Origin of the sequence: Paraburkholderia ultramafica, assembly GCF_902859915.1 — a bacterium.
Classification (GTDB): domain Bacteria; phylum Pseudomonadota; class Gammaproteobacteria; order Burkholderiales; family Burkholderiaceae; genus Paraburkholderia; species Paraburkholderia ultramafica.
In genome coordinates this window covers 68,509-94,183 of record NZ_CADIKK010000005.1, presented here as the reverse complement: position 1 = coordinate 94,183, position 25,675 = coordinate 68,509, and the positions used below count along the sequence as shown (strand labels likewise).

Here is a 25,675-nt window from a genome sequence, read left to right as displayed (position 1 = left end):
ACGACAGGACCAAAAATGACGAGAAGAAATCTGCTGACCGCTTTCGCCTGGGGCGCGGCGTCGCTCGCGCTCGCCGTGCCGCTCGCGCAAGCCGCGCAGGCCGCCGACGCGCCGGGCGTGGCGTTCGTCTACCTCGGCAATCCGGGCGATGCCGGCTGGACCTTCGCGCACGACCAGGGCTCGCGGGAAGCAGAAGCGAAGTTCGGCAACAAGATCAAGATCACCCGCGTCGAGAACGTGCCGGAATCGGCCGACTCGGAGCGCGTGTTCCGCGACCTGGCGAACAAGGGCAACAAGATCATCATCGGCACGAGCTTCGGCTTTCAGGACTTCCAGCTGAAGGTCGCGAAGGATTTCCCGGACGCGGTGTTCCTGCACGCGACCGGCTACAAGAAGGCGCCGAACTTCGGCACCTACGACGTGCGCATGTATCAGGGCGCGTATCTGGCCGGCGTCGCCGCGGGCTACGTGACCAGGACCAATACGCTCGGCTTCGTCGCGTCGGTGCCGATTCCGGAAGTGATCCGCAACATCAACGCATACACGCTCGGCGCGCGCTCGGTGAATCCGAAGGTGCACACGAAGGTCATCTGGATCAACAGCTGGTTCGATCCGGGCAAGGAAAAGCAGGCGGCTGAAACGCTGATCGGCCAGGGCGCCGACGTGCTGCTGCAGAACACCGATTCGAGCGCGACGCTGGCCACCGCGTCGGAAAAGCACGTGCACGCGTTCGGCTGGGATTCGGACATGAAGAAGTTCGGTCCTGAAGCGCACCTCGGTTCGGTGGTCGCGCACTGGGGCGTCTATTACACCGCGGCGATCCAGCAGGTGCTGGACGGCAAGTGGAAGAACGATCCGGTGTGGTGGGGCATTCCGCAGAAGGCCGTCAACCTCGAGAACCTGAACACGTCGGCGATCCCGGCTGACGCGCAGAAGCAGGTCGCGGCGAAGCGCGACGAGCTGGCGGGCGGCAAGTGGGACGTGTTCACCGGCCCGCTCAAGGATCAGTCCGGCGCGGTGAAGGTGCCGGCCGGCAAGACGCTGACCGATCCGGAACTGCAACGTCTGAACTGGTACGTGGAAGGCGTGGACGGTTCGCTGCCGAAGTAAGTCGTCCCGCTCAGCCAACGCTGAACGATTCATGATGGACCAGGCGGCGGTCTCAGCAACCGCTGCTTTCAGGAGCTGCGTCCAGCAACGGACGCAGCTTTTTTTCACTGCGAATCTGGCACTGACGTGCGACGCGCGTTGATGCCGTGCGTCAGTCGATCCGCAAGCCGACCTTGATCGTCACCTGCCAGTAGACGACCTTGTCGTTTTCGATCTGGCCCCGCGTTTCCGTGACTTCGAACCAGTGCAGGTTGCGCAACGTCTTCGATGCTTTTGCAATCGCGGTGCTGACGGCGTCGTCGCTCGATATGGCCGACGAGCCGGTCAGTTCGATCTGTTTGTAGACATGATCTGACATGAACTTCCTCCTTTGGTCTTCGTTGATGTCCAAAAAGTATAGGCAAAGGGAAGCGCGGCGCGCGGCCGCCGCATCAGCGGGTTGTCCCGCACGTCGCGTGCCCGGTATGCGGTGACGGCGCGCGGCCGTTATCATGTCCGCGCAACGCAATCTGACAGCCGACGAGGTTCGAAAGTGGAAATTGGTTTTTGCGGTCCCGGTCTGATGGGCGCGCCGATGATCCGGCATCTGCTGCGCGCCGGGCATACGGTGCATGTCTGGAATCGCACGCGGGCCAAGGCCGAGGCACTGGTCGCGGACGGCGCGAGCGTCGCCGATACGCCGCGCGAACTGGCCGCACGATGTGAAGCGGTGCTGCTGTGCGTCGCGGATGCGGCGGCGGTGGAGGAGACCGTGTTCGGCGCAACGGGGCTGTTGAGCGCCGAATCCGCCGCGCCGACCCGGCTGCGCTGGATCGTCGATCACTCCAGTATTCCGCCGGCCGCGACGCGCGCGTTCGCGCAGCGCGCGGCGGCGTGGGTGCCTTCATTCGCGTCTTCATTCGCGGCGCCGACCGCGGCGGCGCGCGAAGGCGCGGGCGCGGCGCGCATCGGTTGGGTCGACGCGCCGGTGTCGGGCGGCGTCGCGGGCACGAACGCCGGCACGCTGGCGGTCATGGCCGGCGGCGCGGCGAGCGATATCGACGCCATCAAGCCTTTGCTCGACGCCTACGCATCACGCGTCACGCATATGGGCGCGGTCGGTGCCGGACAAACCGCCAAGCTGTGCAACCAGACCATCGTCACCGCGACGCTGGCGGCGATTGCCGAGGCGGTCAGCCTGGCGCAGCGCAGCGGCCTCGATGCGGCGAAACTCATCGAGGGTCTCGCCGGCGGCTGGGCCGACTCGGTGCTGCTGCAGATTTTCGTGCCGCGCATGACGCAGACCGGCCTCGCGCCGATCGGCGCGTTGCGCACGTTCCAGAAGGACATCGACACGGTCGCGGCCACCGCGTACGAGACCGGCACGCCGATGCCGGTGTCGTCGACGGTCCAGCAACTGCTGCGGCTCGGCGCGGCGATGGGGCTCGCCGAGGCCGATCTGTCGGCCTTCATCGACGTTTTGCAGACGCCGCGCGGCGGCGCAAGCCGGTAGCGCCGAGTGCGCGTGGGTTGAATTCGCGATAACCTGCTAAAATATTAGGTTTTTCGCCGATATCACATTCAAAGGGACGCGCCGTGCTGTCTACCGCCAATATCACCATGCAATTCGGGCCGAAGCCCCTCTTCGAGAACATTTCGGTCAAATTCGGGGAAGGAAACCGCTATGGCCTGATCGGTGCGAATGGCTGCGGTAAGTCCACCTTCATGAAGATTCTGGGTTCCGACCTGGAGCCGAGCTCGGGCAACGTGATGCTCGAGCCGAACGTGCGCCTCGGCAAGCTGCGCCAGGACCAGTTCGCGTATGAAGACGTGCGCGTGCTCGACGTCGTGATGATGGGCCACACCGAAATGTGGGCCGCGATGACCGAGCGCGACGCGATCTACGCGAACCCCGACGCCACCGACGACGACTACATGCACGCCGCCGAGCTCGAAGCGAAGTTCGCCGAGTACGACGGCTATACCGCCGAAGCGCGCGCGGGCGAACTGCTGCTCGGCATCGGCATCGCGATCGAAGACCACAACGGCCCGATGAGCAACGTGGCGCCGGGCTGGAAGCTGCGCGTGCTGCTCGCGCAGGCGCTGTTCTCGAAGCCGGACGTGCTGCTGCTGGACGAACCGACCAACAACCTGGACATCAACTCGATCCGTTGGCTGGAAGACGTGCTCAACCAGTACAACTCGACGATGATCATCATCTCGCACGATCGACACTTCCTGAACCAGGTCTGCACGCACATGGCCGACATGGACTTCGGCACGCTGAAGGTCTATCCGGGCAACTACGACGACTACATGCTGGCCAGCACGCAGGCGCGCGAGCGTCAGCAGAACGCCAACGCGAAGGCGAAGGAACGCGTCGCCGACCTGCAGGACTTCGTGCGCCGCTTCTCGGCGAACAAGTCGAAGGCGCGTCAGGCCACCAGCCGTCTGAAGATGATCGACAAGATCAAGATCGAGGAATTCAAGCCGTCGTCGCGGCAGAACCCGTTCATCCGTTTCGAGTACGAGAAGAAACTGCACAACATCGCGGTGGTGGCCGAGAAGATCTCGAAGAAGTACGACCGGACCATCTTCAACGACTTCAGCATCAGCGTGCAGCCGGGCGAGCGGATCGCGATCATCGGCGAGAACGGCGCGGGCAAGACCACGTTGCTGCGCTCGCTGCTCGGCAAGCTGCAACTCGATCACGGCACCGTGAAGTGGGCGGAAAACGCGAACATCGGCTACATGCCGCAGGACACGTATGAAGAGTTTCCGGACGACGTCACGCTGATGGACTGGATCGACGGCTACCGCAAGGAAGGCGACGACGAGCAGATGGTGCGTGGCACGCTCGGCCGCCTGCTGTTCAATGCGGACGACATCCGCAAGTCGGTCAAGGTGCTGTCGGGCGGCGAGAAGGGCCGCATGATCTGGGGCAAGCTGATGCTGGGCCGCCACAACGTGCTGCTGATGGACGAGCCGACCAACCACATGGACATGGAATCGATCGAGTCGCTGCAGATCGCGCTCGACAAGTTCGAAGGCACGCTGATTTTCGTGTCGCACGACCGGGAGTTCGTGAGCGGGCTGGCGAACCGGGTCATCGAAGTGAAGACGAACGGTACGCTGAACGACTTCGGCGGCAACTATGAAGACTTCCTGCTGAGCCAGGGCGTGCAATAAGCTTATCGGCGCACGCGCTGCTCGCGCCGCGTCACGTTGCACCGCAAAGCCCGCTTCGTTGAAGCGGGCTTTTTCTATCGCGCGTCCGGCGCGCATCGCGTTCAATGTTTGATTCAGATGATCGGCATCAACCAATCAACGCGCGCACCCAGCTCATTCGCAGCCGCATTGACCTGACGCAAAGCAGGTCGCGCCCGACAGTCGATTATCAATGGTTTGATCATTCGTCATCGGGCCAGTCATGCTCAACTCTCATTCCTTCTCACCGCTGGTGATCCGCGGCCGCTCGCTGTTGCCGATCGTGCAAGGCGGCATGGGCGTCGGCATCTCGGCCCACCGGCTGGCCGGCAGCGTCGCCCGTGAGGGTGCGCTCGGCACCATCGCCAGTATCGACCTGCGTCATCATCATCGTGACCTGATCGAGCTGTGCCGTCAGTCACCAGATACCGCAACGCTCGAACACGCGAACCTCACCGCGCTCGCGCGCGAAATCCGCGCGGCCAAAGCGCTCAGCGAAGGCCGCGGCATGATCGCCGTCAACGTGATGAAAGCGGTCAGCGCGCAGGCGGACTACGTGCGCGTGGCCTGCGAGAGCGGCGCCGACGCGATCGTGATGGGCGCGGGCCTGCCGCTCGATTTGCCGGACATGACCCAGGGCCACGACATCGCGCTGATCCCGATTCTGTCGGATAGCCGCGGCGTCGCGCTCGTGCTGAAGAAGTGGATGAAGAAAGGCCGCTTGCCCGACGCGGTCGTGATCGAACATCCGGCCCACGCGGGCGGGCATCTCGGCGTCAGCAACCTGGCCGACATGGATGATCGCCGCTTCGGTTTTTTGCGTGTTCTCGAAGAACTCGAGACCGTGTTTGCGTCGCTCGGTTTGAAGCGGCAGGACGTGCCATTGATCGTCGCGGGCGGCATCAACAGTCACGAGGCCGTGCGTGAACTCCTGCACGCGGGCGCGAGCGGCGTGCAACTCGGCACGCCGTTCGCCGTCACCGAAGAAGGCGACGCGCATCCGAACTTCAAGCGCGTGCTGGCCGAAGCGACACCCGATGACATCGTCGAATTCGTCAGCGTGACCGGGCTGCCCGCGCGCGCCGTGAAAACGCCGTGGCTGATGCGCTATCTGCGCCACGAAACGAAGATCCGCGACAAGGTCGGCGCGCTCAAACACGCGTGTCCGACCGCGCTCGAATGCCTGAGTGTATGCGGCTGGCGCGACGGCATCGAGAAGTTCGGCCACTTCTGCATCGACACACGGCTTGCCGCGGCATTGCGCGGCGACGTGGCCAACGGTCTGTTCTTCCGCGGGCGTGAAGCGTTGCCGTTCGGCACCGCGATTCGCAGCGTCCACGATCTGATCGAGCTGCTGCTGACCGGTGTGGCGCGACCGGCTGTCGCAGGGCGATGGTCGTTCTCGCTGGGTTGATTCGGGTCAACGCGCAACCTGACGGGAACTTCGACAATCCCCGCACGACATCAACATCCATCACACGGGGAAGCACATGAAGTACTCGCTCAGGAAGAAGATCAAGGCCGCCGCGGTTGTGTCGAGCCTGCTATGCGCGGCCGCGCTGGCGCCGCAGGCACAGGCCGCCAGCGACGACGCGATGAGCGGCATTCACGCGGGCGACGTGCTGGTGCGTCTGCGCGCCATCAGCATCATCCCGAACGTGACCACCAGTCAGACGCTGTCGGCGCTCAACGTGGGCGTCAACAACGCGATCGTGCCTGAGCTGGATCTGACCTACATGATCCGCGACGACCTCGGCGTCGAGCTGATTCTCGGCACGTCGCGCCATCAGGTGACGTCGAGCCTCGGCGGTCTCGGTGGCGTGAACGTGCTGCCACCCACGCTGCTGCTGCAATATCACTTCAACCACGCAGGGCGCATTCGTCCGTATCTCGGCGCGGGTATCAACTACACGCTGTTCTATAACAACGGCCTGAACGCAGGCGGCCAGCCGATCGCGATCTCCAATCACAGCTTCGGCCCCGCGTTGCAGGCCGGCGTGGACGTGCAGGTCACCAGGTCGCTGTTCGTCAATGCGGACATCAAGAAAGTCTGGATGCACACGGACGCATCGCTCGGTGGTCAGTCGCTCGGCCGGTTGAGCATCGATCCGGTGATCGTCGGTCTGGGTGTCGGCATGAAGTTCTGATTTCGGCGCGGCGCCAGCCGCGCTACGTTCGCGATAAAGAAACGCCGGGGATGATCCCGGCGTTTTTCATGGTCGCGATGTTTTCAAGCGCTGAACGGATGCCCGGCAAAAACGGCGCAGCGCAAGACTAGAGTTTGTCGTTCTGGAAGCGCATGGCCGTGCCTTCCTGCTCGATGCGCACCCACACGGCGTGCTTTTCCTCGTCGCTCAGGAACACCCAGTTGGACACTTCGGTGGCGGTGCGGCCGCAGCCTTTGCAAACCTCGTCGAAGAGCGTGGAGCAGACGCCGATGCACGGGCTGTCGGGAAGATCGTGGAGATTCGAAGCCATCGGGAACCTTGGAGCGCGGAAGCGAAGATCCGCTATGTTAACCGATGCGCGGCGTGCACCTCGCCGTGGCGAGCAGCATGGCCGAGGTTTGCGCGTTCCGGCGCTGAGAATACATACCTGCGCCTTCATTCGCCGGCAGGCAGGAAAAAAGCCGCGTTACCCGCCAAACGCCAACTGCCACAGCAACGCGCCGTTGAGCACGATGATGAACGCCGCGGACAGCCACGCCAGCGCGAGCGGCACGCCGCGCACGCGCCAGCCGTGCATCAGGCAAGCGTCCGACGTGTAGCGGATCAGCGGCACGACCGCAAGCGGCAATTGCAGGCTCAGCACCACCTGGCTTGCCACCAGCAACTGGTTGGAGCCGTGCTGGCCGAATAGCGCGACCGCGAACAACGCCGGCCCGATCGCCAGTGCACGGGTGAGCAGCGCGCGCTTCCAGCGCGGCAGACGGATCCGCAGAAAGCCTTCCATCACCGCCTGACCCGCCAGCGTGCCGGTGACGGTCGCGCTCAGGCCGCACGCGAGCAGCGCCGCCGCGAACAGGATGCTGGCCCAGTGCGTGCCGACGAGCGGCGCGATCAGCCGGTGGGCGTCGGCGAGATCGGTCACGTCGCGATGGCCGCTGGCATAGAACACCGCGGCGGCCACGATCAGCAGCGCCGCGTTGATCACGAAAGCAAACGCAAGCGACGCGAACGTATCGATATTGACGACATGCAATGCGACCTTGATCTGCTCGTCGCTGCCTTCCGGCGCGTGGTGCTTGACGAGCGCCGAGTGCAGATAGAGGTTGTGCGGCATCACCGTCGCGCCGACGATGCCCGCCGCCAGCCACACCATGCCCGCGTTCCGCAGCAGCTCGAGGCTGGGCGCAGTGCCGGCCAGCGCGGCGTGCCAGTCGGGCCGCGCCAGCGCCAGCTGGACCACGAAGCACAGGCCGACGAAGCCGATCAGCAGCGCGATCACCGCTTCGAGCTTGCGACCGCCTTTCTGCTGAAGCGCGAGCAGCGCGAACGTGCAGACCGCCGACATCAGCACGCCGACCGTCAGCGACACGCCGAGCAGCAATTGCAGCGCGACGGCGCTGCCGACCACCTCGGCGACGTCGCACGCGATGATCGCGACTTCGCTGGTCAGCCACAGAAAGAGGGTGCCGGGCCGGCCGGTGCGTTCGCGGCAGATCTGCGCGAGATCGCGCCCGGTCACCACGCCCAGCCTCGACGACAGCCATTGCAGCAGCATCGCCATCAGACTCGACAGCAGCACCATGCCGAGCAGGCGGTAGCCGTAGCCCGCACCGGCGCCGAGCGCGGTCGCCCAGTTGCCGGGGTCGATATAGCCGACCGCGATCAGCGCGCCGGCGCCGACGAACGAAAACCAGTGCGCAGGACGTGCCGGCCCGCTGCCCGGCAGACGCCGGCGGCGGTTGGGGCGCAACGCGAATGGGTTGGTGTTCATCGATGCCTGAGGTTCAAGACTGCATCCTCCCGCAAGCCACGTGCCCACGGCGCATACGGCGCATACAGCGGACGGCGCGGCGGAGCCCGAGGCCAGGCGCGCTGTTAGCAGTGCGCTGTCCGTCGGTCCTCTAGCGCCTATTGTGCACCGTGAAACGCCATAGGGCTCACGCCCTTCCCAAACGCGCGCGGCAACGCCGCCCGGTTCGCATAAAACGATGGGAAACGCCCACCGGCCGCCACGCGTTGCACGACCGACGCGTGGTCTCGTCGCGTCAACTTGACAACCAGATAACAACGCGGCCGCCGCCGGTGTTTTTTTCGGGTAGACACGCGCCGATAACCCGCTAAAATTGCGCCCATTTTCCACTGGTGCGGCCTACGCTGTACCGTTTGCGCGACAGCCTGGCGTTTTTATTGGAGCGCGCAATAATTGATGGTAGTTTTCGGGTTTTTCACGGGAGCCGTGCGCGTGATGCCGCGGCGTGAGCGACGACAGCCAGCGTGAGCCGGCCAGGGAGAACGGGATGAAAAAACGGGTAGTAGGGCAAGTGGCGGCGCTGATCTTGTGCGCGACGCCGTGGTTGACGGCCGCTGCGAAAGATACGCAGCTGAACGTGTATAACTGGTCCGATTACATCGCCAAGGACACCATCCCGAACTTCACCAGGCAGACCGGCGTCCAGGTCAAGTACGACAACTACGACAGCGACGACACGCTGCAAGCCAAACTTCTCACCGGCAATTCCGGCTATGACATCGTCGTGCCGACCAGCAATTACGCCGGCAAGCAGATCGCCGCGAATATCTTCGAGCCGCTCGACAAGTCGAAGCTGCCGAACCTCAAGAACCTCGACCCGTCGCTGATGGCGCTGGTGGCCGGCGCCGATCCGGGCAACAGGTACACGGTGCCGTGGGCTTACGGCACGACCGGTCTCGGCTACAACGTCACCAAAGTGCAGCAGATTCTCGGCAAGAACACGCCGCTCGATAGCTGGGACATCCTGTTCAAGCCGGAAAACATTTCGAAGCTGAAGGCCTGCGGCGTGTCCGTGCTCGATGCGCCGGACCAGATGTTCGCCGCCGCGCTGCACTACATGGGCAAGGATCCGATGAGCACGAACCCGGCCGACTACCGCGCCGCGCTCGAGATGATGAAGAAGATCCGCCCGTACATCACGCAGTTCAACTCGTCGGGCTACATCAACGACCTGGTCGGCGGCGACGTATGCTTCGCGTACGGCTGGTCGGGCGACGTGGTGATCGCCAAGCATCGCGCGGCCGAAGCGAAGAAGCCGTACAAGATCGAGTACCTCATTCCGAAGGGCGGCGCGCCGGTGTGGTTCGACGTGATGGCGATTCCGAAGGACGCGAAGCACAAGGAAGCCGCGCTCGAATGGATCAACTACATCGAAACGCCGCAGGTTCACGCCGCGATCACCAACGCCGTCTACTACCCGAGCACGAACCTCGAAGCGCGCAAGTACGTGGACAAGGACGTGGCGAACGACCCGGCCGTGTACCCGCCGCCTGAAGTCATCAAGACCCTGTTCCTGCTCAAGCCGCTGCCGCAGGACATCCAGCGGCTGCAAACGCGGCTGTGGACTGAGTTCAAGTCCGGCCGCTGACCCGCGGCAACCGTGAACGGGTAAGCATCATCATGAAGCCCTCGGTGTCCACCGGGGGCTTTGTTCGTCAAACGCCAGAGTGAAGCAGCATCATGACAAGTAGTGACCAGTCGGGCGCGGTGGCAGGGGCGGCCGCGCCGTCCCTGGGCCTGAGCGCCGTTACGGGCGACGCAGCGGACCAGTTCATCCAGATCGTCGACGTCGTGAAGAAGTTCGGCGAGACCGTGGCGGTCAAAGGGGTCAACCTGTCGGTGAAGAAGGGCGAGCTGTTCGCGCTGCTCGGCAGTTCCGGCTGCGGCAAGTCGACCTTGCTGCGGATGATGGCCGGGCTGGAAAGCGTGACCTCGGGCAAGATCCTGATCGACGGCCAGGACCTCGCGCAATTGCCGCCGTACCGCCGGCCGGTCAACATGATGTTCCAGTCGTACGCGCTGTTTCCGCACATGACGGTGGAGGCGAACGTCGCCTTCGGTCTGAAGCAGGAAGGCGTGCCGAAAGCCGAACTGAACGAGCGCGTGCAGACCGCGCTCGAACTCGTGCAGATGGGCCGCTTCGCGAAGCGCAAGCCGCATCAGCTGTCGGGCGGCCAGCAGCAACGCGTGGCGCTGGCCCGCTCGCTGGTCAAGCGGCCCAAGCTGCTGCTGCTCGACGAGCCGATGTCCGCGCTCGACAAGCAGATTCGTCAGCGCACCCAGATCGAACTGGTCAACATTCTCGACAAGGTCGGCGTGACCTGCATGATGGTCACGCACGATCAGGAAGAGGCAATGACGATGGCGGACCGCCTCGCCGTGATGAGCGAAGGCGAGATCGTCCAGCTCGGCACGCCGCATGAGGTCTACGAGTATCCGAACAGCCGTTTTTCGGCCGAGTTCATCGGCTCGACCAATCTGTTCGAAGGCCATACGGTCGAGGATGAACCCGACTACGTGTTCATCGAAACGCCCGACCTGCCGTGCCGCCTGTACGTGAGCCACGGCATCACCGGGCCGCTCGGCATGCCGGTGACCATCTCGGTGCGGCCCGAGCGCATCGCGCTCACGCGCAAGCCGCCGGAAGGCGCGTACAACTGGGGCAAGGGCGTCGTCACGAATATCGCGTACATGGGCGGCTATTCGCTGTATCACGTGAAGCTCGACGGCGGCAAAACGGTGATCGCGAACGTGACGAGCCTCGCGCTCACCGAGATCGATCCGCCTACGTGGGGCGACGAAGTGTACGTGCGCTGGAGCGCATCGGCCGGTGTGGTGCTGACGTCATGAAGCGCGCGCTCAATGCCTTTGCCAGCTGGCCGGTGCGGCGCTTCAACCTGACCGGCCGCAGCGCGGTGGTGGCCGGGCCGTTCCTCTGGCTGCTGCTGTTTTTCCTCGTGCCGTTCCTGCTGGTCGTGAAGATCAGCTTCGCCGATTCACAGCTCGGCATTCCGCCGTACACGCGACTGGTCAACTTCGCGGAAGGCGCGCTTCACATCACGCTCGACCTGTCGCATTACGCGTTTCTGCTGACCGACAGCCTCTATTTCGCGACCTATGTGAGTTCGGTGGTGATCGCCGCGATCTCGATGTTGCTGTGTCTGCTGATCGGCTATCCGATGGCGTATTACATCGCGCGTTCGAACCCGGCAAGCCGCAACGTGCTGATGATGGCCGTGATGCTGCCGTTCTGGACGTCGTTTCTGATTCGTGTGTACGCATGGATCGGCATCCTGAAGAACAACGGCTTGCTGAACAACTTCCTGATGTCGACCGGACTGATTCATGCGCCGATCGAGCTGTATCACACGAACACCGCGGTCTATATCGGCATGGTCTATTCGTACCTGCCGTTTCTCGTGATGCCGCTGTACGCGCATCTGGTGAAGATGGATCTGACCTTGCTCGAAGCCGCGTACGACCTCGGCGCGAAACCGTGGAAAGCGTTCTGGCAGATCACGTTGCCGCTGTCGAAGAACGGCATCATCGCCGGTTGCCTGCTGGTGTTCATTCCGGCGGTGGGCGAGTACGTGATTCCTGAATTGCTGGGCGGCGCGAACACGCTGATGATCGGCCGCGTGATGTGGAATGAGTTCTTCGACAATGCCGACTGGCCGATGGCGTCCGCGGTGACGTGCGCGATGGTGTTGTTGCTCCTGGTGCCGATGGCGTTTTTCCAGCACGCGCAGGCAAAGGCGATGGAGGAAAGGCGCTGATGAAACCGAACCGGATTTTGCAGCTCATTGCCTTGGGGATCGGGTTTCTGTTTCTGTATATCCCGATCGTGAGTCTGGTGGTGTATTCGTTCAACGAATCGCAACTGGTCACGGTGTGGACGCGCTTTTCGACGCGCTGGTATGCGGCGCTGCTGCGGGATGACGAACTGATCACGGCGGCGTGGTTGTCGTTGCGGATAGGGTTGCTCACCGCTTTCGCGTCGGTGATCATCGGCACGTGGGCCGGTTTCGTGCTTGCGCGAATGGGCCGCTTTCGCGGCTTCACGCTGTATACCGGGATGATCAACGCGCCGCTGGTGATTCCCGAGGTGATTCAGGGAATCTCGTTGCTGCTGCTGTTCATCGAAATGGCCAAGTGGCTGGGATGGCCGGCCGGGCGTGGCATCTTCACGATCTGGATCGGGCACGTGATGCTGTGCATTTCGTATGTGGCGATCATCGTGCAATCGCGTGTGAAGGAGTTGCACCCTTCGCTCGAAGAGGCCGCGCTGGATCTCGGCGCGACGCCGCTGCGCGTGTTCTTCTCCATTACGCTGCCGCTGATTTCGCAGGCGCTCGTGTCCGGCTGGCTGCTGTCGTTCACGTTGTCGATCGACGATCTGGTGCTGTCGGCGTTCCTGTCCGGCCCCGGTTCGACGACGCTGCCGCTGGTGGTGTTCTCGCGCGTTCGACTCGGGCTGAACCCGGAAATGAATGCGCTGGCGACGCTGTTCATCGCGGTGGTGACGGTCGGCGTGGTGGCGGCCAATTATTTCATGCAGCGCGCGGAGCGCAAGCGGACGGTGATGGCAGTCTAGGTTCGGGTGCCCCCCGCGGCGCACGTTCAGTGCGCGCCGCGCGAGGCACGCCTACGTTCAAACCTGATAACCGATCCGCACGCCGCCCCAGTGGCGTCCGCCGACTTCCTCGACGTGGCCCGATACGTCGCAGATCTCGATGCCCAGTTTGCCGGCTTGCGCGGCAATATCGCCGACGACCCCATGCGAACGGGCCGCTCGGCGAAAGCTGAAACGCGACATGGTCGTCTCCTGGATGGCGCGGGTGGTGCAGGTGGTGCCGCGGATGCTGATGGTGCAAATGCGAGCGCGGTCACCCCGGCGCGGATGCAGCGTCTTCTCCGTGCGTTTACGGCACACTTTCAATCGACTTGATACGGGGTATCCCGCAGTCGTTATGATGTGCGGTCGAACTGCTTCGCAGTGATTCCCCCGCAGCCTTTCCCTTTTTTACCGGCAACCATGATCGACTCCTTCGCGCGCGTTTCGGGCTGGCAACAGCTCTATCACCTGTGGGAGCTGCTCGTAATGCTCGGCAAGTTTCTCTGGGGACTGCTGCGTCTGCTGGGGGGCGGTTGAGTATGACGAAAGGACGGACGGGCGCAGGCGTATAGCGGGATTCGCGCGCAGCCGCTGCGCGCGAACTGGCGAATCGATGAGTCGATGAATCAGCGGGAAAGGAACGGTAAGCTCAGGCCGGCGCGCGGTGCGTGCCTTCGCCAGCCGGCACATCCGTCGCGGACGTGCCGAGAAACGCGCGCAGATCGGCCAGCACGCGCTCGGGCGCTTCTTCCATCGGAATGTGGCCCAAGCCCGCATATATGAGCGACTTCGCGCCCGCAATGCGGCTCGCAAACTCCGCCGCGTGCGCGCTCGGGATCCAGCGATCCTTCGCACCCCATAGCACCAGCGCGGGCACCTCGAGCTTCTTCAGCACGCCGGTGTCGACTGCGCTGAAATCGAGCGCCGGCACCATCTTGCCGATCGCGGCGCGCGTGCCTTCGCCGTGGAAGAACTCGACGTAGCGCCGCAGCGTCGCTGCGTCGATCTTGCGCGGATCGCCATACACGTTGCGCACCGCGCTTTTGACAATCGCTTCGGGCAGCAAGCACGGCGAACTGATCCGCACCAGCGCGCTATTGAACAGGCCGATGTAAATCGGCAGCTTCATCGGAAAGCCGGCCGAGTCGATCAGCACCAGCCGTTCGACGGCCTCGCGATGGCGCACCGCGTAGTCCCACGCAATCAGCCCGCCGAGCGAATTGCCGATGACGGTCGCGCGCGAGATGCCGAGCGCCTGCATGAACGTATCGATGAAAAGGCGGTAGGTCGGCAGATTCATCGTTTCGATGGCACCGCTGCTCGAACGCAGCGGCCCTGTCACGCCGAATGGCGGCAGGTCGAGGCGGATCACGCGGTGCCCGCGCTCGAGCTCGTCGGCGACACGATTCCACGTATGCAGCGAAGACGCGAAACCATGGATCATCACGATCGTGTCGCCGCGGCCTTCATCGATGTAATGCACGTCGGCGCCCATGATCTGCACGAACTTCGAGCCGCTTAGCGTGTAGCGCCGGCGCAGTTCGGCGCGCGGCACGCTGGTGATGCCGAGGCGCGCGGCGAGCGAACGGGGCGGCAGCGCGGCGCTGGATGAGGGCGTGGTCGATTCGATGCCTGCCATGTTTTTGTCTCCCTTTTTTTTTCGCTTTGGTGCGAGTGGGATCGCGCCCGCTTCGCGCGGCCTCAACGCGCGAAGCGATAATCGCGCGGCCGTACCCGCCGGGTGCGTTTGCGAAAGCTGAAGGTGAACCCCGGCCACAACGCGGTGACCTTGCCGCTCTTCGTCTGATACCAGCTATGGCAGCCGCTGACCCATACGGAGTGCTGCATGGTCTTTTGCAAGCGCGCATTGAAATCGCGTTGCACGTCGGGCCGCAGATTCATCGTGCGCGCGTTGCGCCGGCGCAGTGCGCGCAGGCACTCGGCGATGTACTGCACTTGCGACTCGATCATGTAGATCATCGAGTTGTGGCCGAGCCCCGTATTCGGGCCGACGATCATGAAGAAGTTCGGGAAGTTCGCGATGCTGACGCCGAGGTAGGCCTGCGGCCCGTCGCGCAACCACATCGCGCCGAGATCCGCGCCGTCGAGGCCGGTCACGTTGAACGGCGCGCCGACGTCGTTGACCTGGAAGCCCGTGCCGCAGATGATCGCGTCGGCGCGGCGAAGCACGCCGTCGTCGGTCACGATGCCGTCGGCGACGATCTCGCGGATGCCGGCCGTCACCACGTCGACATTCGGCTGGCTGACGGCGGGGTAGTAGTCGCTCGACAGCAGCACCCGCTTGCACCCTAGCCGGTAGTTCGGCGTCAGCTTCGCGCGCAGCGCCGGATTCTTCACGCGTCGTGCCAGATAGCTCAGGCAGAACTTCATCGGCAGCTTCATCAGCTTCGGGTTGACCACGAACGCGATCGCGCGCGCTTCGAGTTGCCAGTAGATCGCGCTGCGCACGAGGCGCTGCGCGAACGGCAGATGGCGGAACAGCCAACGCGCGCGCGGCTCGACCGGCTTGTCGGGCTTCGGCATGATCCACGGCGCGGTGCGCTGGAACAGGTCGAGTTGCGCAACGCGCGGCTGGATTTGCGGCACGAACTGAATCGCGCTCGCGCCAGTGCCGATGACCGCGACGCGTTTGCCTTCGAGCGGATACGCATGGTCCCAGCGCGCCGAGTGAAACAGCTTGCCTTCGAAGCGTTCGAGTCCGGCGATTTGCGGCATCGCGGGGCGCGACAACGGGCCGCTCGCGGCGATCACCACATCGGCCTCGACAGGTTCACGCGTGCCGTTCGCATCGATCTCGGCCTGCCAGACCTGGCGTGCCGCGTCGAAACGCGCTGAGACAACGCTCGCGTTGCAGCGCACGTGACGCTCCACACCGTACTTGCGCGCGCAATGTTTCAGGTAGGCGAGGATTTCCGCCTGGCCGCTGAACTCACGCGACCATGCCGGATTCGGCTCGAACGAAAACGAATAGAGATGCGACGGCACATCGCAGGCCGCGCCGGGATAGGTGTTGTCGCGCCACGTGCCGCCGATCTCGCCGGCCGCCTCGTAAATCGTGAACGACGTGATGCCCATCCGCAGCAGGCGAATCGCCATGCCGATGCCGGCAAAGCCGCTGCCGACAATCGCGATGCGTGGCGCGGCGGGTGGTGCAGGGGTGGCAGGCGTCACGGCGTTCTCCGGCATGGGGCAAAAGTCTGATGCAAGATCCAGGCGTCTACATATGTCTACTGCGGCGTAACGCGCAGAGTAGACAACTGTACACATCGAGTCAAGATCGTTTAGAGTGCTCCTATTAAACGCGCGCACCGCGCAGTGATTTAAAGCCCATGAAATCCGTACCCGACGCGGCGGCCCTCGCCGACCATGGCGCTGCCACCGGGCAGGAATTGCCGGCTGGCAAGCGCAAGCTGATCGAAGCCGCACTGCGGCTGACCGCCAGCGGCCGCAGTTTTGCGAGCCTGGGTTTGCGCGAACTGGCGCGCGAGGCAGGGCTCAATCCCAACACGTTCTACCGTCATTTCGACACGCTCGACGAACTGGCGCGCGAGGCCGTCGAATCGGTGAGCCGGCGCTTGCGGCCGATGCTGCGGCGTGAGCGCTGGCTCGCCGCGCACGACGAGCCGCATAGCGTGGCGCGTCGCGCGTGCGTGGCGTTCTTCGCGTTCACGCTGGAAAACCGCGAGGCTTTCCTGAGCGCGCTGGCCGAATATCACGGCACATCGCCGGTGCTGCGCGAAGCGGTGCGCGCGAACCTCCACGAGGTGTCGGCGGAAATGGCGGACGACGTCGTGCAACTGGAGTTGATGCCGACGCTGGCTCGTGAAACCGTCGATGAAGTCTGCACGCAGATCGTGCTGCAACTGTTTCATCTATCGGCCGAATACATCGACGCGCATGCCGCGCGCCGTGCGGCGCTGATCGATTACGCGGAGCGTTTTATCGTCAGGCTGTTTGCGGGCTCGTTGCTGCTTGCGCAGCATGAGGCGGGCAGGGCGCAGGCGTCGGCGCGGGCTTGACTGAAGCCTCGCGAGCCGAAACCTCATGAAGCGAATCGGCAAAAAAACAGGCTCCGTACAGGAGCCTGTTCTTCAATTGACGCTTGCCTGATTGCCGCCGATTCACGCCAGTTCGCGCGGGCGGCACGGCACGATGCTCAGGTATCGGTCCAGCCGCCGGAGTCGTCGTTGCTGCCCATGTCGACACCGCCGCCGTTGTCGCTCCAGTCGTTCGATCCCTGGCCGAAGTCGAGGCCGCCGCCATTGCCGCCGTCATTGCCACGGCGACGCGCTTCGTCGTCGACGATCACGTCACGCTCCACCACGCGCTCACGTCCGGAATTCAGCGCTTCGCCAAGCAGCACGCCAGTGAGCAGGCCGCCCATGCCGCCGCCGAAACCGCCACCGCCTTGCTGCACGATGACCGGCGGCTGTTGCTGATACGGTCCTTGCTGTGGATAAGGTGCTTGCGGCGGATTGCCGAAACGCTCGGCTTCCTGCGCATACGACGACTGTTGGGCCGGCGCGGCAGCCGGATCGGGCCGCCCGTCGGCGCGCGCACGCAGGCTGCCGATGCGCTGCTCGAGTTCGTCGAGTTGATACGGCGGCAGCGGATTCTTGCCGTTCGACAAGGTTTCGACGAAGCCGCGCAACTGGTCTTCGGTCGCTTCGACTTCCTTCTCCAGCGCCTCATGACCCGGCGCGGTGGAGAGCTTCACGTCGAGCTTCAGCGAACGCACGGCGTTGAGCATGTCCGTCGCGCGCTTGAGTTGCACGCGACGCTCGTCGCCGGCACGCGTGTCGTCTTGCGTGCGGGCCCGGCGCAACGTCCAGCGCAGCACTAGCGCGATCACACCAATCAGAACAAGGATACCGATCCACATACCAACCCCCGGACCATGCCGTTGTTGCGCTTGCGAGATCATCGCCGACTGTTGCTGCACAGCAGGCGCATTCTGCTGTACGAACGGATTCGTGGCGCGCCTGGTGGCGTTGCCGCCCGCATCGCCCGCGCGTTCCGCGTCCCTGCGGATGCGTGCTTCGGTTTGCGCGAAGCGGGTCGCGTCGGTGAAGCGGATTTGCGGGTCGAGCGTCTTCGCCTGTTGCAGCTGGGCGAGCGCGTCCGCATAACGGCCTTCGCGATCGAGCACCTGGCTGTACAGGTAGTGTGCGTGGGCATTGTTCGGATGCGCCTGCAGCACCTCGCTCAGGCCGGCATCGGCCTGCTGCCAGTTGCCTTGCGACATCGCGGATTCGATCTGCTGAGCCGTCGGCACAGCGAACGCCGCGGCGGACACCAACAGCAACGAAGCGAACCCGGTTGCGAGAAATTTTTTCATTTACGGACCGGGCGCGTGGCGCCCGTCTCCTTCAGTCGTTTCCAGTGGCCGCGCAGGTGCTCGGCCGGCATACCGGACGTCCGCACGCGGGCGCCGGTATGGTCTGCCGGCGCAATTACTGGGCCGGCGTGTTGAGCTGCTTCTTCAACGCTTCCAGACGGTCTTCGACCGACGGGCCGCGGTTCAGATCCGCGAGCTTGTCGTCGAGCGCCTTGCCGCTCGTGGCGTCTGCCGAATTCAGGCGGGCGTCCGAACGGGCATTCGACAATGCCACCTTGTCTTCCAGCTTCTGGAAATCTTCGGACAGATTCTTGCCGCCGATGCCGCCCAACGCGGTGGCCGCGACGTCTTTGGCCTGAGCGATCTGCTGCTTGGCTTGCAGGATGTTCGAACGAGCGTTCAGGTCGTTGCGGCGGCTGCGCATGTCTTCGATCTGGCTCTTCAACTGCGCCACCGACGGCTCCAGCGTGGTCAGTTCCTTCGTCAGCGCATCGCGTTCGGCTTCGGCCGTGGCTTGCGCGCCGAGGGCTTCACGGGCGAGCGCTTCGTCGCCGGATTGCAGCGCGCGCTTCGCGCCGTCTTCGTACTTCTTCGCCTTGTCCGCGGCAACATCGCGCTTGCTTTGCTGCGTGGCCACTTGCGCCTGAATCTCGATCAGCGAGTTCTCAGCACGGCCGATGCTTTCGTCGAGTTCGCGCACGATCTGGCGCGAGTCGCGCGACGGATCTTGCACGGAGTCGGCCGCGTCGTTCAGGAGACCTTTGAGCGTGCGCGAAATGCTGTCAAAAAGCGACATGAAAACCTCCAAAGAATAGTGTTGGCGCTGAATTATCCCGCGCGCTTGACTGCTTTCCACTGCTACTTTACGCCGCTGCGCGCGAAGCTGCGCAACGATCGGACCGGAGTTCGGGGCGCGCTCGCCAATTGCAATAGCGGTGCCGTAAATTGTTCGGTTTGAATATTGAATTGCTGACAGTCTCAAAGCTTAAAGCGCGCGAGGAGTGGTTGATCAGGTGGCGGATATTACACCACGGGCTCTCTTAAAAACGGCTTAAAGGATGCAATGGCGCAATTGCGCATTTTGCGCGCGGCGGGCTTCGGCGATGTAAATGAAAAGGGCGCGCGTGGTGCCCTCAGCTTCAATGGTTGCGGGCATGCGAACCAGGCTGCGGCCTATTTGACAGTGCGGGTTCAATGAAGCGAATAATGCGTACGTAATGTACTTGCCGCTGTCGAACAGATCGCTATTCAAATGCTTAAGCTTGCAATATCGAAAGCTCATTCATTTGATTCACGTTAATGTAACGATATGCAACGGCCTGATTCGCGGTGTGCGGAAAATGCCGCATCTTTCATCAGGCGAAGCGGCCGCCTTCGGTGCTCGGGTTGCTGCGCGGATCGTCGTCGTCGCGCGGGGTGTCGATGCGCGGGCGCTTCAACACGGTGCGCAACTGCGCTTCCGTATCCAGCGGCTGCGGGGGCGAAGCTTCATCGGCCGCAGCTTTCGCGGCTGCTACGCGCGCGACCGCTTCGGCGGTTGCCGCGGCTTCCAGATCGACTTCGGCGGCGAGCGCGGCTGCCAGACCCGCAGGCAGCAGCGGGGCAGGTTGCGCAGCCGGGGCGCGCGGCAATGCACCCGCACCCGACGGCGCGCCAGCCGCCGCCTCAAAGTCCGCTGCCGCGACGCGATCCGCCGGCGCGCCTGCGCCGTCCACGCGTGTTTGCAGCGCCGCCGGCAAGGCCGCGCGCGCGTGCCGTGTGCCACGCGCCACCCGCTGCAGCGCCGCGTCGAGCGCGTCAGGCGCGCGGGGCGCGCGCAGCCGGTCGACGATGCTCGCCGCTTTCACCTGTTCACTGGTTGCGCCAAAGCTCAGCACCGCGCGCCGCATCAGCTCGCTGACGCTAATGCCCAGATTCTCGGCGGTGGCGGTGATCGCGCGTTTTTGCGCGGTCGTCACGAATACGACGATGCGCTCGCTGGGCTTGTTCATGGTCGGCTCGCAGATTTGTTGGCATTGGCGGGTCAAGGCGTGCATCTGGCATACGCCATCGCGCGCATTCGTGTGGTCGCGCGCGCCGGGTCCATCATATGACGAGTTGCGCAGATGCGGAACGGGCGTGACATGAAAATCCCGTGACATCAACGAGTTGTGGCGTTTCCAGGCGGCTTGTCCACAGCCCTTTCAACATTTTCTGTTGATAACCCGGGCGCCGCGCGCAGCGGGGGCTGCGGACCGCCCGAAACTACCTGCGCTCTGGGCGCGAAGGGAATTCTTACAAAAAAACTGACTTGAGGCGCGCTTGAATTCTTTAAAATGCGCTGTTACGTTGCGCCGGGCAGGATCCCAGGCGTGCCGTGCGGCCGGCCGGGGGCAAGCGGCAGCGCGGTGGTTTCCGTCTCAGGCTACGATGCTCGATCACGACCCATGCGCGCGCCATGAGCGCGGGCAGAAAGGCGTTCAGTCATGCGCCCACTATTCCAGTCATGCCAATCATCAAACGACCGCATTCCTCCCATTCTCCGTCCGGTGAAGACCGGGACTCCTACCACCGCACTCCAGGACGCCATGCTGCTTCGCGCGATGCCGAGGCCGGCCGCCGTTCGCCCGGCACGACCGTCGCCATCTGGTTCGCCGGGCTGGTCGCGACCATCGCGGTGGTGGGCGCGCTGATCGTCGGCTATGCGCTGGTGGTGATGGGGCCGCAACTGCCGTCGCTCGACGCGTTGACCGACTATCGTCCGAAGGTGCCGCTGCGGGTCTACACCGCCGACCACGTGCTGATCGGCGAATTCGGTGAGGAGCGGCGCAGCCTCGTGCGCTTCCAGGACATTCCCGACCAGATGAAGAAAGCGGTGCTCGCGATCGAAGACTATCGCTTCTACGAGCACGGCGGCGTCGACTTCCTGGGCATTCTGCGCGCCGGCTTTGCCGACCTCGCGCACGGCGGCGCGTCGCAGGGCGCGAGCACGATCACGATGCAGGTGGCGCGCAACTTCTTCCTGTCGAGCGAAAAGACCTACACGCGCAAGATCTACGAAATGATGCTCGCGTACAAGATCGAGCGCGCGCTGACCAAGGATCAGATTCTCGAGCTGTACATGAACCAGATTTATCTGGGCGAGCGCGCCTACGGCTTCGCCGCGGCCGCGCGCGTGTACTTCGGCAAGGATCTGAAAGACATCACGCTGGCACAAGCCGCGATGCTGGCCGGCTTGCCGAAGGCGCCGTCCGCGTATAACCCGGTGGTCAATCCGAAACGCGCGAAGATCCGTCAGGAGTACATCCTGAAGCGCATGCTCGAGCTGAAATACATCAGCCAGGAGCAGTACGACCAGGCGGTGAAGGAAGAGATCCACACGAAGAATCCGGGCAACGAATACAGCGTGCACGCGGAATACATCGCCGAAATGGTCCGGCAGATGATGTACGCGCAGTACAAGGACGAAACCTATACGCGCGGTCTGAACGTCACCACGACGATCGACTCGGCGGATCAGGACGCCGCGTATCGCGCGGTGCGCAAGGGCGTGATGGATTACGAGGGGCGCCACGGCTATCGCGGACCGGAAGGCTTCGTGCAACTGCCCGAGCCGGGCGACGACCGCGACCAGACCATCGACGACGCGCTCACCGATCACCCGGACAACGGCGAGATCATCGCCGGGGTGGTGACGGACGCGAGTCCGAAGCAGGTGAAGGCGCAACTGGTGGACGGCACCCAGGTGACGATCAGCGGCGACGGCCTGCGCTTCGCCGCGGGCGCGCTGAGCGTACGCGCGGCGGCGGCCACGAAGATCAAGCCGGGCTCGATCGTGCGCCTCGTCGCCGACGACAAGGGCAACTGGCAGATCACGCAACTGCCGCAAGTGGAAGGCGCGCTCGTGTCGCTCACGCCGCAGGACGGCGCGATCCGCGCGCTGGTCGGCGGCTTCGACTTCAACAAGAACAAGTTCAACCACATCACGCAGGCATGGCGTCAGCCGGGTTCGAGCTTCAAGCCGTTCATCTATTCGGCGGCGCTCGACAAGGGCCTGGGACCGGCGACGATCATCAACGACGCGCCGTTGTACTTCCCGGCGAGCACGCCGGGCGGCGACGCGTGGGAGCCGAAGGACGACGACCAGCCGGACGGTCCGATGCCGATGCGCCTCGCGTTGCAGAAGTCGAAGAACCTGGTGTCGATCCGCATCCTCTCGTTCATCGGCACCAGGTACGCGCAGGACTTCGTCACGCAGCGTTTCGGTTTCGACGCCGACAAGACCCCACCGTATCTGCCGATGGCGCTCGGTGCGGGCCTCGTCACGCCGTTGCAGTCGGCGGGCGCGTACTCGGTGTTCGCGAACGGCGGCTACCGGATCAACCCGTATCTGATCAACGAGGTGACGGACGCGCGCGGCGAGCCGCTGTCCAAAGCGCAGCCGTTGACGGCCGGGCGCGACGCGCCGCGCACGCTCGAGCCGCGTAACGTGTACATCATGAACAGCCTGCTGCATTCGGTGGCGACCGCCGGCACCGGCGCGGGCACCAACGTGCTGCATCGTTCGGACCTGCAGGGCAAGACGGGTACGACCAACGACGCGAAGGACGGCTGGTTCGCCGGCTATCAGCAGTCGCTGGTGGCGGTCGCGTGGATGGGTTACGACCAGCCGAAGAGCCTCGGCAGCCGTGAATTCGGCGCGCATCTCGCGTTGCCGATCTGGGTCGAGTACATGCAGCGCGCGCTGCGCGGCGTGCCGCAAGCCGAACCGCAGCAGCCTGACGGTGTGAGCGTGGCAGACGGCGAACTGTTCTTTACCGACATGATGCCGGGCAACGGCTTCGTCGCCAGCATCGGTCTGGACTCGGCGAACCCGACGGCCGGCGTGAGCGATGCGGTCGGCGGAGTCGGGCCGGCCGGCATGACGCCGCCGGCGGTGCCGCCGCCGACTGTGTCGTCGAACGAGAAGAAGCAGATCATGGATCTGTTCGAGTCGAACAAGCCTTGACGCTGTAACGCTTAGCCGGCGCGGTTTTCATGATGCACCGATGAAAAACTGCGTCGGCTGTGTGCCACTAATGTGACAGGCCATCACTTGACTGCTATCAGGCGCGCAGGCTCCTGCAACATTACGGCGCCGGCATGCTGCGCCAATTGGTCGGGTGCAAGGTGGGCATATCTCAGCGCCATCGCGAAGGTTGACCACCCGCCTGGTATCGAAGCAGTGCGCAAGGGCGCAAGAATCCGCCGCGCGTCGACCGACACATCATCGGATGGAAAATCGCTTAGTGGGTCGAAAATGGTCAGCTTGTAGCCGCGATAGTCCGGCAGCACCTCAGTCACAAACGGCACCACCCGCGCATTACCCGCGCGCCCCATCCGCGACACCGATGTCAGCGTGCACGCCGGCACGCCGAAAAACGGCACGAACACCGAATCGCGCAAGCCAAAATCCATATCGGCTGCAAGCATCACCGGCTTGCCTTCGCGCAACGCTCGCCGCACGCTGTCGCCGCGCGGAATCATCTCGGTGCCGAAGCGGCCGCGCTGGCGCCTCACCATCGCATCGAGCAGCAGGTTCGACATCGGCGTATAGAGCGACGCAACCGGGTGGCGCGTCATACATCATGCAGCCCGCCTCGATGCCGACAAAATGGAAGCCGACGAAAATAGTCGGTTGCGCCTGGATGTGGGCGAGATCGATCGCACTCTCCACTTCGACGACACGCGCCAGCATCTGCGCATTGCCGAACCATTGCGGGTCGCGCTCGACGTAGCTGTGAATCACATGGCAGAAGTGCGCGCGCGCCAGACGTTCGCGCGCATCGTCGCTCATGTCCGGGAAGCACAGCTTCAGATTGGTATGCACGACGCGCCGGCGGCTGCTCGGAATCCGGTACAGCAACGCGCCGATGCCGGTGCCGATCCGCGCGACAAGCCCGTAGGGCAAGCAAGCAAACGTGCGCAGCAGACCCGTCATCAGACAGATGAGTATTCGACTTTTCACAAGGCGGGGACCCGGTGGATGCTGGATGGCGAACACGCCGGCCGCCGCAACCTCAGGGTCGCCGACGATCGAAGTGACATGCGCGCGCGTCAAACCGGGTCTCGCGCTGCGCGTTCTGAAGATGGACGCCTCGCTCGCGGCGAGGCGCTGTGCTGCTGGAGGCCGACACCGTTTAGGCATCGGGCGTCCGGGTAGAACCCAAGGTGAAAACACCGCAGGCGCGATTAAAACACAGCGCCGATCCCGGACAGACAATCGGTTGGCGCGAGCGCCGGGAAAATGCCGCTAAAGCCTTGCCGGATCTCGCTTTTTGCCCGCCCTTTCAAAAACTTGCGTGTGCGGCCCGCATGGCCCGCACACGCACGCTCATCAAGGCTTGTTCGACTCGAACAGATCCATGACCGGTTGAAGATAGCTTGGAAATAGCGGTAACCTACTGATTATTAACAGATAGTCTCGCGCCGGTCAGCAACGGGCATTATCAAGGTTTTCAGGGATTTTACGGGGTTGCCGATAGGATTGAGGCACACTTTGGGCACAGCGCCCGGATGCTGTGTAGGCCGCTCGTACTAGATATCGCTGCCGCGCATGCGTGCCAGCGCGCATCCCAAAAACATGTCCAGGCAACATTCTGCTAGGTTTACGCCGTCACAAATGACGGGATCAATCAATGAGCGGTACGGAGCTTAAAACGGATGCGTGGCATCGGTATGTGATGTATCGAAGTGACGATTCATCGCTTATGCCTTTTGCGTCGCGCGAGGAAAAACAGCAAGCCGGCGAGGCAGGTCGGAAGTTCACAGCGTCGGCGTACCCGGAGGTGTGGGCGCAAGACGCTGCGCTCGTCGCCCGCGTTCGACAGTTCCTCGGTGCAAATTTCCACTGGCACGGCCGACTGACGAAGAACGGGACCGCGCAGGAAGTGGTCCAGACCTTGCACGACATGGTACGCGGGGGCAGCGTTATCGTAGTCCCGGAGAAAGCGCTGGGCGGCGGATCCGTGGGAAGTGGCACGTCGGCCGCCAGCGCGCCCGCCTACGCAGCATTGGACCCGGAGGACGCCGAACAGATGCGGGCGTTTGCCCGTAGCATCCTGTACCCGCCCGGCGAACCGGTTCTATCGGGCGACTACAGTCCAGACCGGGAGGCTTCCGGGCAACTCGCCGCGGCGAAAGCGGCAATGTCTGGTGACGATGGCAGCTTGACGACGCCGCTCGGCGATGCGCAGCCGTTCGAGTACAGCGAGGATGTTTCGAGCGGCGACGTACAGGACTTGGCCGCGCGTGGGCTCAGCGAAGAAGAAGAGGCCGAATGTGGCGCGCTGTATGACCGGGATATGGAAGAATGCAATTTCGCGCGCGCGATATATCAAGACCCGCGCACTTACGCAGTGTGCACGCAGCGTGCTTTTTCCAACTACCAGAGCTGTAGAGGATACTGA

The 25,675-nt window shown here is 63.8% G+C and carries 21 protein-coding genes and 2 pseudogenes; 12 read left to right on the top strand and 11 right to left on the bottom strand.

The genetic code is table 11. From position 1 onward, the window contains the following. The first annotated feature begins 15 nt into the window (after nt 1-15). Nucleotides 16-1,110: a BMP family ABC transporter substrate-binding protein gene (locus HV744_RS07000; RefSeq protein WP_175148811.1), complete on the top strand. Its 1,095-nt coding sequence runs from the start codon at nt 16-18 to the stop codon at nt 1,108-1,110. A gap of 151 nt (nt 1,111-1,261) precedes the next feature. Here the strand turns inward: HV744_RS07000 and HV744_RS06995 are convergent, their stop codons facing one another. Next, nucleotides 1,262-1,468: a dodecin gene (locus HV744_RS06995; protein ID WP_175148810.1), complete on the bottom strand. Its 207-nt coding sequence runs from the start codon at nt 1,466-1,468 to the stop codon at nt 1,262-1,264. Between the two features lie 174 nt (nt 1,469-1,642). Here HV744_RS06995 and HV744_RS06990 point away from each other — a divergent pair, with 174 nt between their 5' ends. From HV744_RS06990 to HV744_RS06975, 4 genes are all read left to right on the top strand, one after another. Then, nucleotides 1,643-2,602, top strand: a complete 960-nt coding sequence (locus HV744_RS06990) for an NAD(P)-dependent oxidoreductase (protein WP_175148809.1) — start codon at nt 1,643-1,645, stop codon at nt 2,600-2,602. 83 nt (nt 2,603-2,685) lie between these two features. Next, nucleotides 2,686-4,278: an ABC-F family ATPase gene (locus tag HV744_RS06985; protein ID WP_175148808.1), complete on the top strand. Its 1,593-nt coding sequence runs from the start codon at nt 2,686-2,688 to the stop codon at nt 4,276-4,278. A 241-nt stretch (nt 4,279-4,519) separates the two neighbouring features. Next, nucleotides 4,520-5,710: an NAD(P)H-dependent flavin oxidoreductase gene (locus tag HV744_RS06980; RefSeq protein WP_175148807.1), complete on the top strand. Its 1,191-nt coding sequence runs from the start codon at nt 4,520-4,522 to the stop codon at nt 5,708-5,710. A gap of 76 nt (nt 5,711-5,786) precedes the next feature. Beyond that, nucleotides 5,787-6,443, top strand: a complete 657-nt coding sequence (locus HV744_RS06975; protein ID WP_175148806.1) for an OmpW/AlkL family protein — start codon at nt 5,787-5,789, stop codon at nt 6,441-6,443. Between the two features lie 127 nt (nt 6,444-6,570). Here the strand turns inward: HV744_RS06975 and HV744_RS06970 are convergent, their stop codons facing one another. Then, nucleotides 6,571-6,774 carry a DUF1289 domain-containing protein gene (locus HV744_RS06970; RefSeq protein WP_175148805.1) on the bottom strand — a complete coding sequence of 68 codons (204 nt, stop codon included), beginning with the start codon at nt 6,772-6,774 and terminating at the stop codon, nt 6,571-6,573. Between the two features lie 156 nt (nt 6,775-6,930). Then, a complete protein-coding gene (locus HV744_RS06965; RefSeq protein WP_175148804.1) occupies nt 6,931-8,235 on the bottom strand; it encodes an Nramp family divalent metal transporter in 1,305 nt (434 codons plus the stop codon). A 526-nt stretch (nt 8,236-8,761) separates the two neighbouring features. Between HV744_RS06965 and HV744_RS06960 the strand changes: the two genes are divergently transcribed. The 4 genes from HV744_RS06960 (at nt 8,762) to HV744_RS06945 (ending at nt 12,868) form a co-directional block, all read left to right on the top strand. Beyond that, nucleotides 8,762-9,862, top strand: coding sequence for a polyamine ABC transporter substrate-binding protein (locus tag HV744_RS06960; protein ID WP_175148803.1), 1,101 nt, complete (start codon nt 8,762-8,764; stop codon nt 9,860-9,862). 92 nt (nt 9,863-9,954) lie between these two features. Further along, nucleotides 9,955-11,124: an ABC transporter ATP-binding protein gene (locus HV744_RS06955; RefSeq protein WP_175148802.1), complete on the top strand. Its 1,170-nt coding sequence runs from the start codon at nt 9,955-9,957 to the stop codon at nt 11,122-11,124. Then, a complete protein-coding gene (locus HV744_RS06950) occupies nt 11,121-12,050 on the top strand; it encodes an ABC transporter permease subunit (protein ID WP_175148801.1) in 930 nt (309 codons plus the stop codon). Before HV744_RS06955 ends, HV744_RS06950 begins: the two co-directional genes overlap by 4 nt. Further along, the gene (locus tag HV744_RS06945) at nt 12,050-12,868 is read left to right on the top strand and encodes an ABC transporter permease subunit (RefSeq protein WP_175148800.1); all 819 of its coding nucleotides are present in this window, start codon (nt 12,050-12,052) and stop codon (nt 12,866-12,868) included. The genes HV744_RS06950 and HV744_RS06945 overlap by 1 nt, the downstream gene beginning before the upstream one ends. Before the next feature lie 93 nt (nt 12,869-12,961). Here the strand turns inward: HV744_RS06945 and HV744_RS37170 are convergent. From HV744_RS37170 to HV744_RS06930, 3 genes and pseudogenes are all read right to left on the bottom strand, one after another. Beyond that, nucleotides 12,962-13,249, bottom strand: a pseudogene (locus HV744_RS37170) (methyl-accepting chemotaxis protein); the annotation flags it as partial. A gap of 289 nt (nt 13,250-13,538) precedes the next feature. Next, nucleotides 13,539-14,528: an alpha/beta fold hydrolase gene (locus HV744_RS06935; protein WP_175148799.1), complete on the bottom strand. Its 990-nt coding sequence runs from the start codon at nt 14,526-14,528 to the stop codon at nt 13,539-13,541. Between the two features lie 62 nt (nt 14,529-14,590). Continuing rightward, nucleotides 14,591-16,096, bottom strand: coding sequence for a flavin-containing monooxygenase (locus HV744_RS06930; RefSeq protein ID WP_175148798.1), 1,506 nt, complete (start codon nt 16,094-16,096; stop codon nt 14,591-14,593). Nucleotides 16,097-16,239: 143 nt separating this feature from the next. On the opposite strand from HV744_RS06930, the gene HV744_RS06925 reads away from it, so the two are divergent. After that, nucleotides 16,240-16,929, top strand: a complete 690-nt coding sequence (locus HV744_RS06925) for a TetR family transcriptional regulator (RefSeq protein ID WP_175148797.1) — start codon at nt 16,240-16,242, stop codon at nt 16,927-16,929. Nucleotides 16,930-17,066: 137 nt separating this feature from the next. Here the strand turns inward: HV744_RS06925 and HV744_RS06920 are convergent, their stop codons facing one another. The 4 genes from HV744_RS06920 to HV744_RS06905 form a co-directional block, all read right to left on the bottom strand. After that, entirely contained in the window at nt 17,067-18,248 is a 1,182-nt protein-coding gene (locus HV744_RS06920; RefSeq protein ID WP_175148796.1) for a tetratricopeptide repeat protein, read from the bottom strand. 115 nt (nt 18,249-18,363) lie between these two features. Further along, nucleotides 18,364-19,044: a PspA/IM30 family protein gene (locus HV744_RS06915; RefSeq protein ID WP_175148795.1), complete on the bottom strand. Its 681-nt coding sequence runs from the start codon at nt 19,042-19,044 to the stop codon at nt 18,364-18,366. A gap of 255 nt (nt 19,045-19,299) precedes the next feature. Further along, on the bottom strand, nt 19,300-19,530 hold the full coding sequence (locus tag HV744_RS06910; RefSeq protein ID WP_175148794.1) for a hypothetical protein: 231 nt from the start codon (nt 19,528-19,530) through the stop codon (nt 19,300-19,302). 73 nt (nt 19,531-19,603) lie between these two features. After that, nucleotides 19,604-20,239 (bottom strand): hypothetical protein, encoded by a 636-nt coding sequence (locus HV744_RS06905; protein WP_175148793.1) that lies wholly within the window; start codon nt 20,237-20,239, stop codon nt 19,604-19,606. A 494-nt stretch (nt 20,240-20,733) separates the two neighbouring features. On the opposite strand from HV744_RS06905, the gene HV744_RS06900 reads away from it, so the two are divergent. Then, entirely contained in the window at nt 20,734-23,235 is a 2,502-nt protein-coding gene (locus HV744_RS06900; RefSeq protein ID WP_175148792.1) for a penicillin-binding protein 1A, read from the top strand. Between the two features lie 83 nt (nt 23,236-23,318). On the opposite strand, the pseudogene HV744_RS06895 reads toward HV744_RS06900, so the two are convergent. Further along, nucleotides 23,319-24,234: pseudogene (locus tag HV744_RS06895) on the bottom strand (lipid A biosynthesis lauroyl acyltransferase). Nucleotides 24,235-24,904: 670 nt separating this feature from the next. Here HV744_RS06895 and HV744_RS06890 point away from each other — a divergent pair. Continuing rightward, the gene (locus HV744_RS06890) at nt 24,905-25,675 is read left to right on the top strand and encodes a hypothetical protein (protein ID WP_175148791.1); all 771 of its coding nucleotides are present in this window, start codon (nt 24,905-24,907) and stop codon (nt 25,673-25,675) included.

Coding starts and splice junctions, on each gene's coding strand:
- HV744_RS07000 (WP_175148811.1), top strand. CDS start 16: ATGACGAGAAGAAATCTGCTGACCGCTTTCGCCTGGGGCGCGGCGTCG.
- HV744_RS06995 (WP_175148810.1), bottom strand. CDS start 1,468: ATGTCAGATCATGTCTACAAACAGATCGAACTGACCGGCTCGTCGGCC.
- HV744_RS06980 (WP_175148807.1), top strand. CDS start 4,520: ATGCTCAACTCTCATTCCTTCTCACCGCTGGTGATCCGCGGCCGCTCG.
- HV744_RS06975 (WP_175148806.1), top strand. CDS start 5,787: ATGAAGTACTCGCTCAGGAAGAAGATCAAGGCCGCCGCGGTTGTGTCG.
- HV744_RS06970 (WP_175148805.1), bottom strand. CDS start 6,774: ATGGCTTCGAATCTCCACGATCTTCCCGACAGCCCGTGCATCGGCGTC.
- HV744_RS06965 (WP_175148804.1), bottom strand. CDS start 8,235: ATGAACACCAACCCATTCGCGTTGCGCCCCAACCGCCGCCGGCGTCTG.
- HV744_RS06960 (WP_175148803.1), top strand. CDS start 8,762: ATGAAAAAACGGGTAGTAGGGCAAGTGGCGGCGCTGATCTTGTGCGCG.
- HV744_RS06955 (WP_175148802.1), top strand. CDS start 9,955: ATGACAAGTAGTGACCAGTCGGGCGCGGTGGCAGGGGCGGCCGCGCCG.
- HV744_RS06950 (WP_175148801.1), top strand. CDS start 11,121: ATGAAGCGCGCGCTCAATGCCTTTGCCAGCTGGCCGGTGCGGCGCTTC.
- HV744_RS06945 (WP_175148800.1), top strand. CDS start 12,050: ATGAAACCGAACCGGATTTTGCAGCTCATTGCCTTGGGGATCGGGTTT.
- HV744_RS06935 (WP_175148799.1), bottom strand. CDS start 14,528: ATGGCAGGCATCGAATCGACCACGCCCTCATCCAGCGCCGCGCTGCCG.
- HV744_RS06930 (WP_175148798.1), bottom strand. CDS start 16,096: ATGCCGGAGAACGCCGTGACGCCTGCCACCCCTGCACCACCCGCCGCG.
- HV744_RS06925 (WP_175148797.1), top strand. CDS start 16,240: ATGAAATCCGTACCCGACGCGGCGGCCCTCGCCGACCATGGCGCTGCC.
- HV744_RS06920 (WP_175148796.1), bottom strand. CDS start 18,248: ATGAAAAAATTTCTCGCAACCGGGTTCGCTTCGTTGCTGTTGGTGTCC.
- HV744_RS06915 (WP_175148795.1), bottom strand. CDS start 19,044: ATGTCGCTTTTTGACAGCATTTCGCGCACGCTCAAAGGTCTCCTGAAC.
- HV744_RS06910 (WP_175148794.1), bottom strand. CDS start 19,530: ATGAGCTTTCGATATTGCAAGCTTAAGCATTTGAATAGCGATCTGTTC.
- HV744_RS06905 (WP_175148793.1), bottom strand. CDS start 20,239: ATGAACAAGCCCAGCGAGCGCATCGTCGTATTCGTGACGACCGCGCAA.
- HV744_RS06900 (WP_175148792.1), top strand. CDS start 20,734: ATGCCAATCATCAAACGACCGCATTCCTCCCATTCTCCGTCCGGTGAA.
- HV744_RS06890 (WP_175148791.1), top strand. CDS start 24,905: ATGAGCGGTACGGAGCTTAAAACGGATGCGTGGCATCGGTATGTGATG.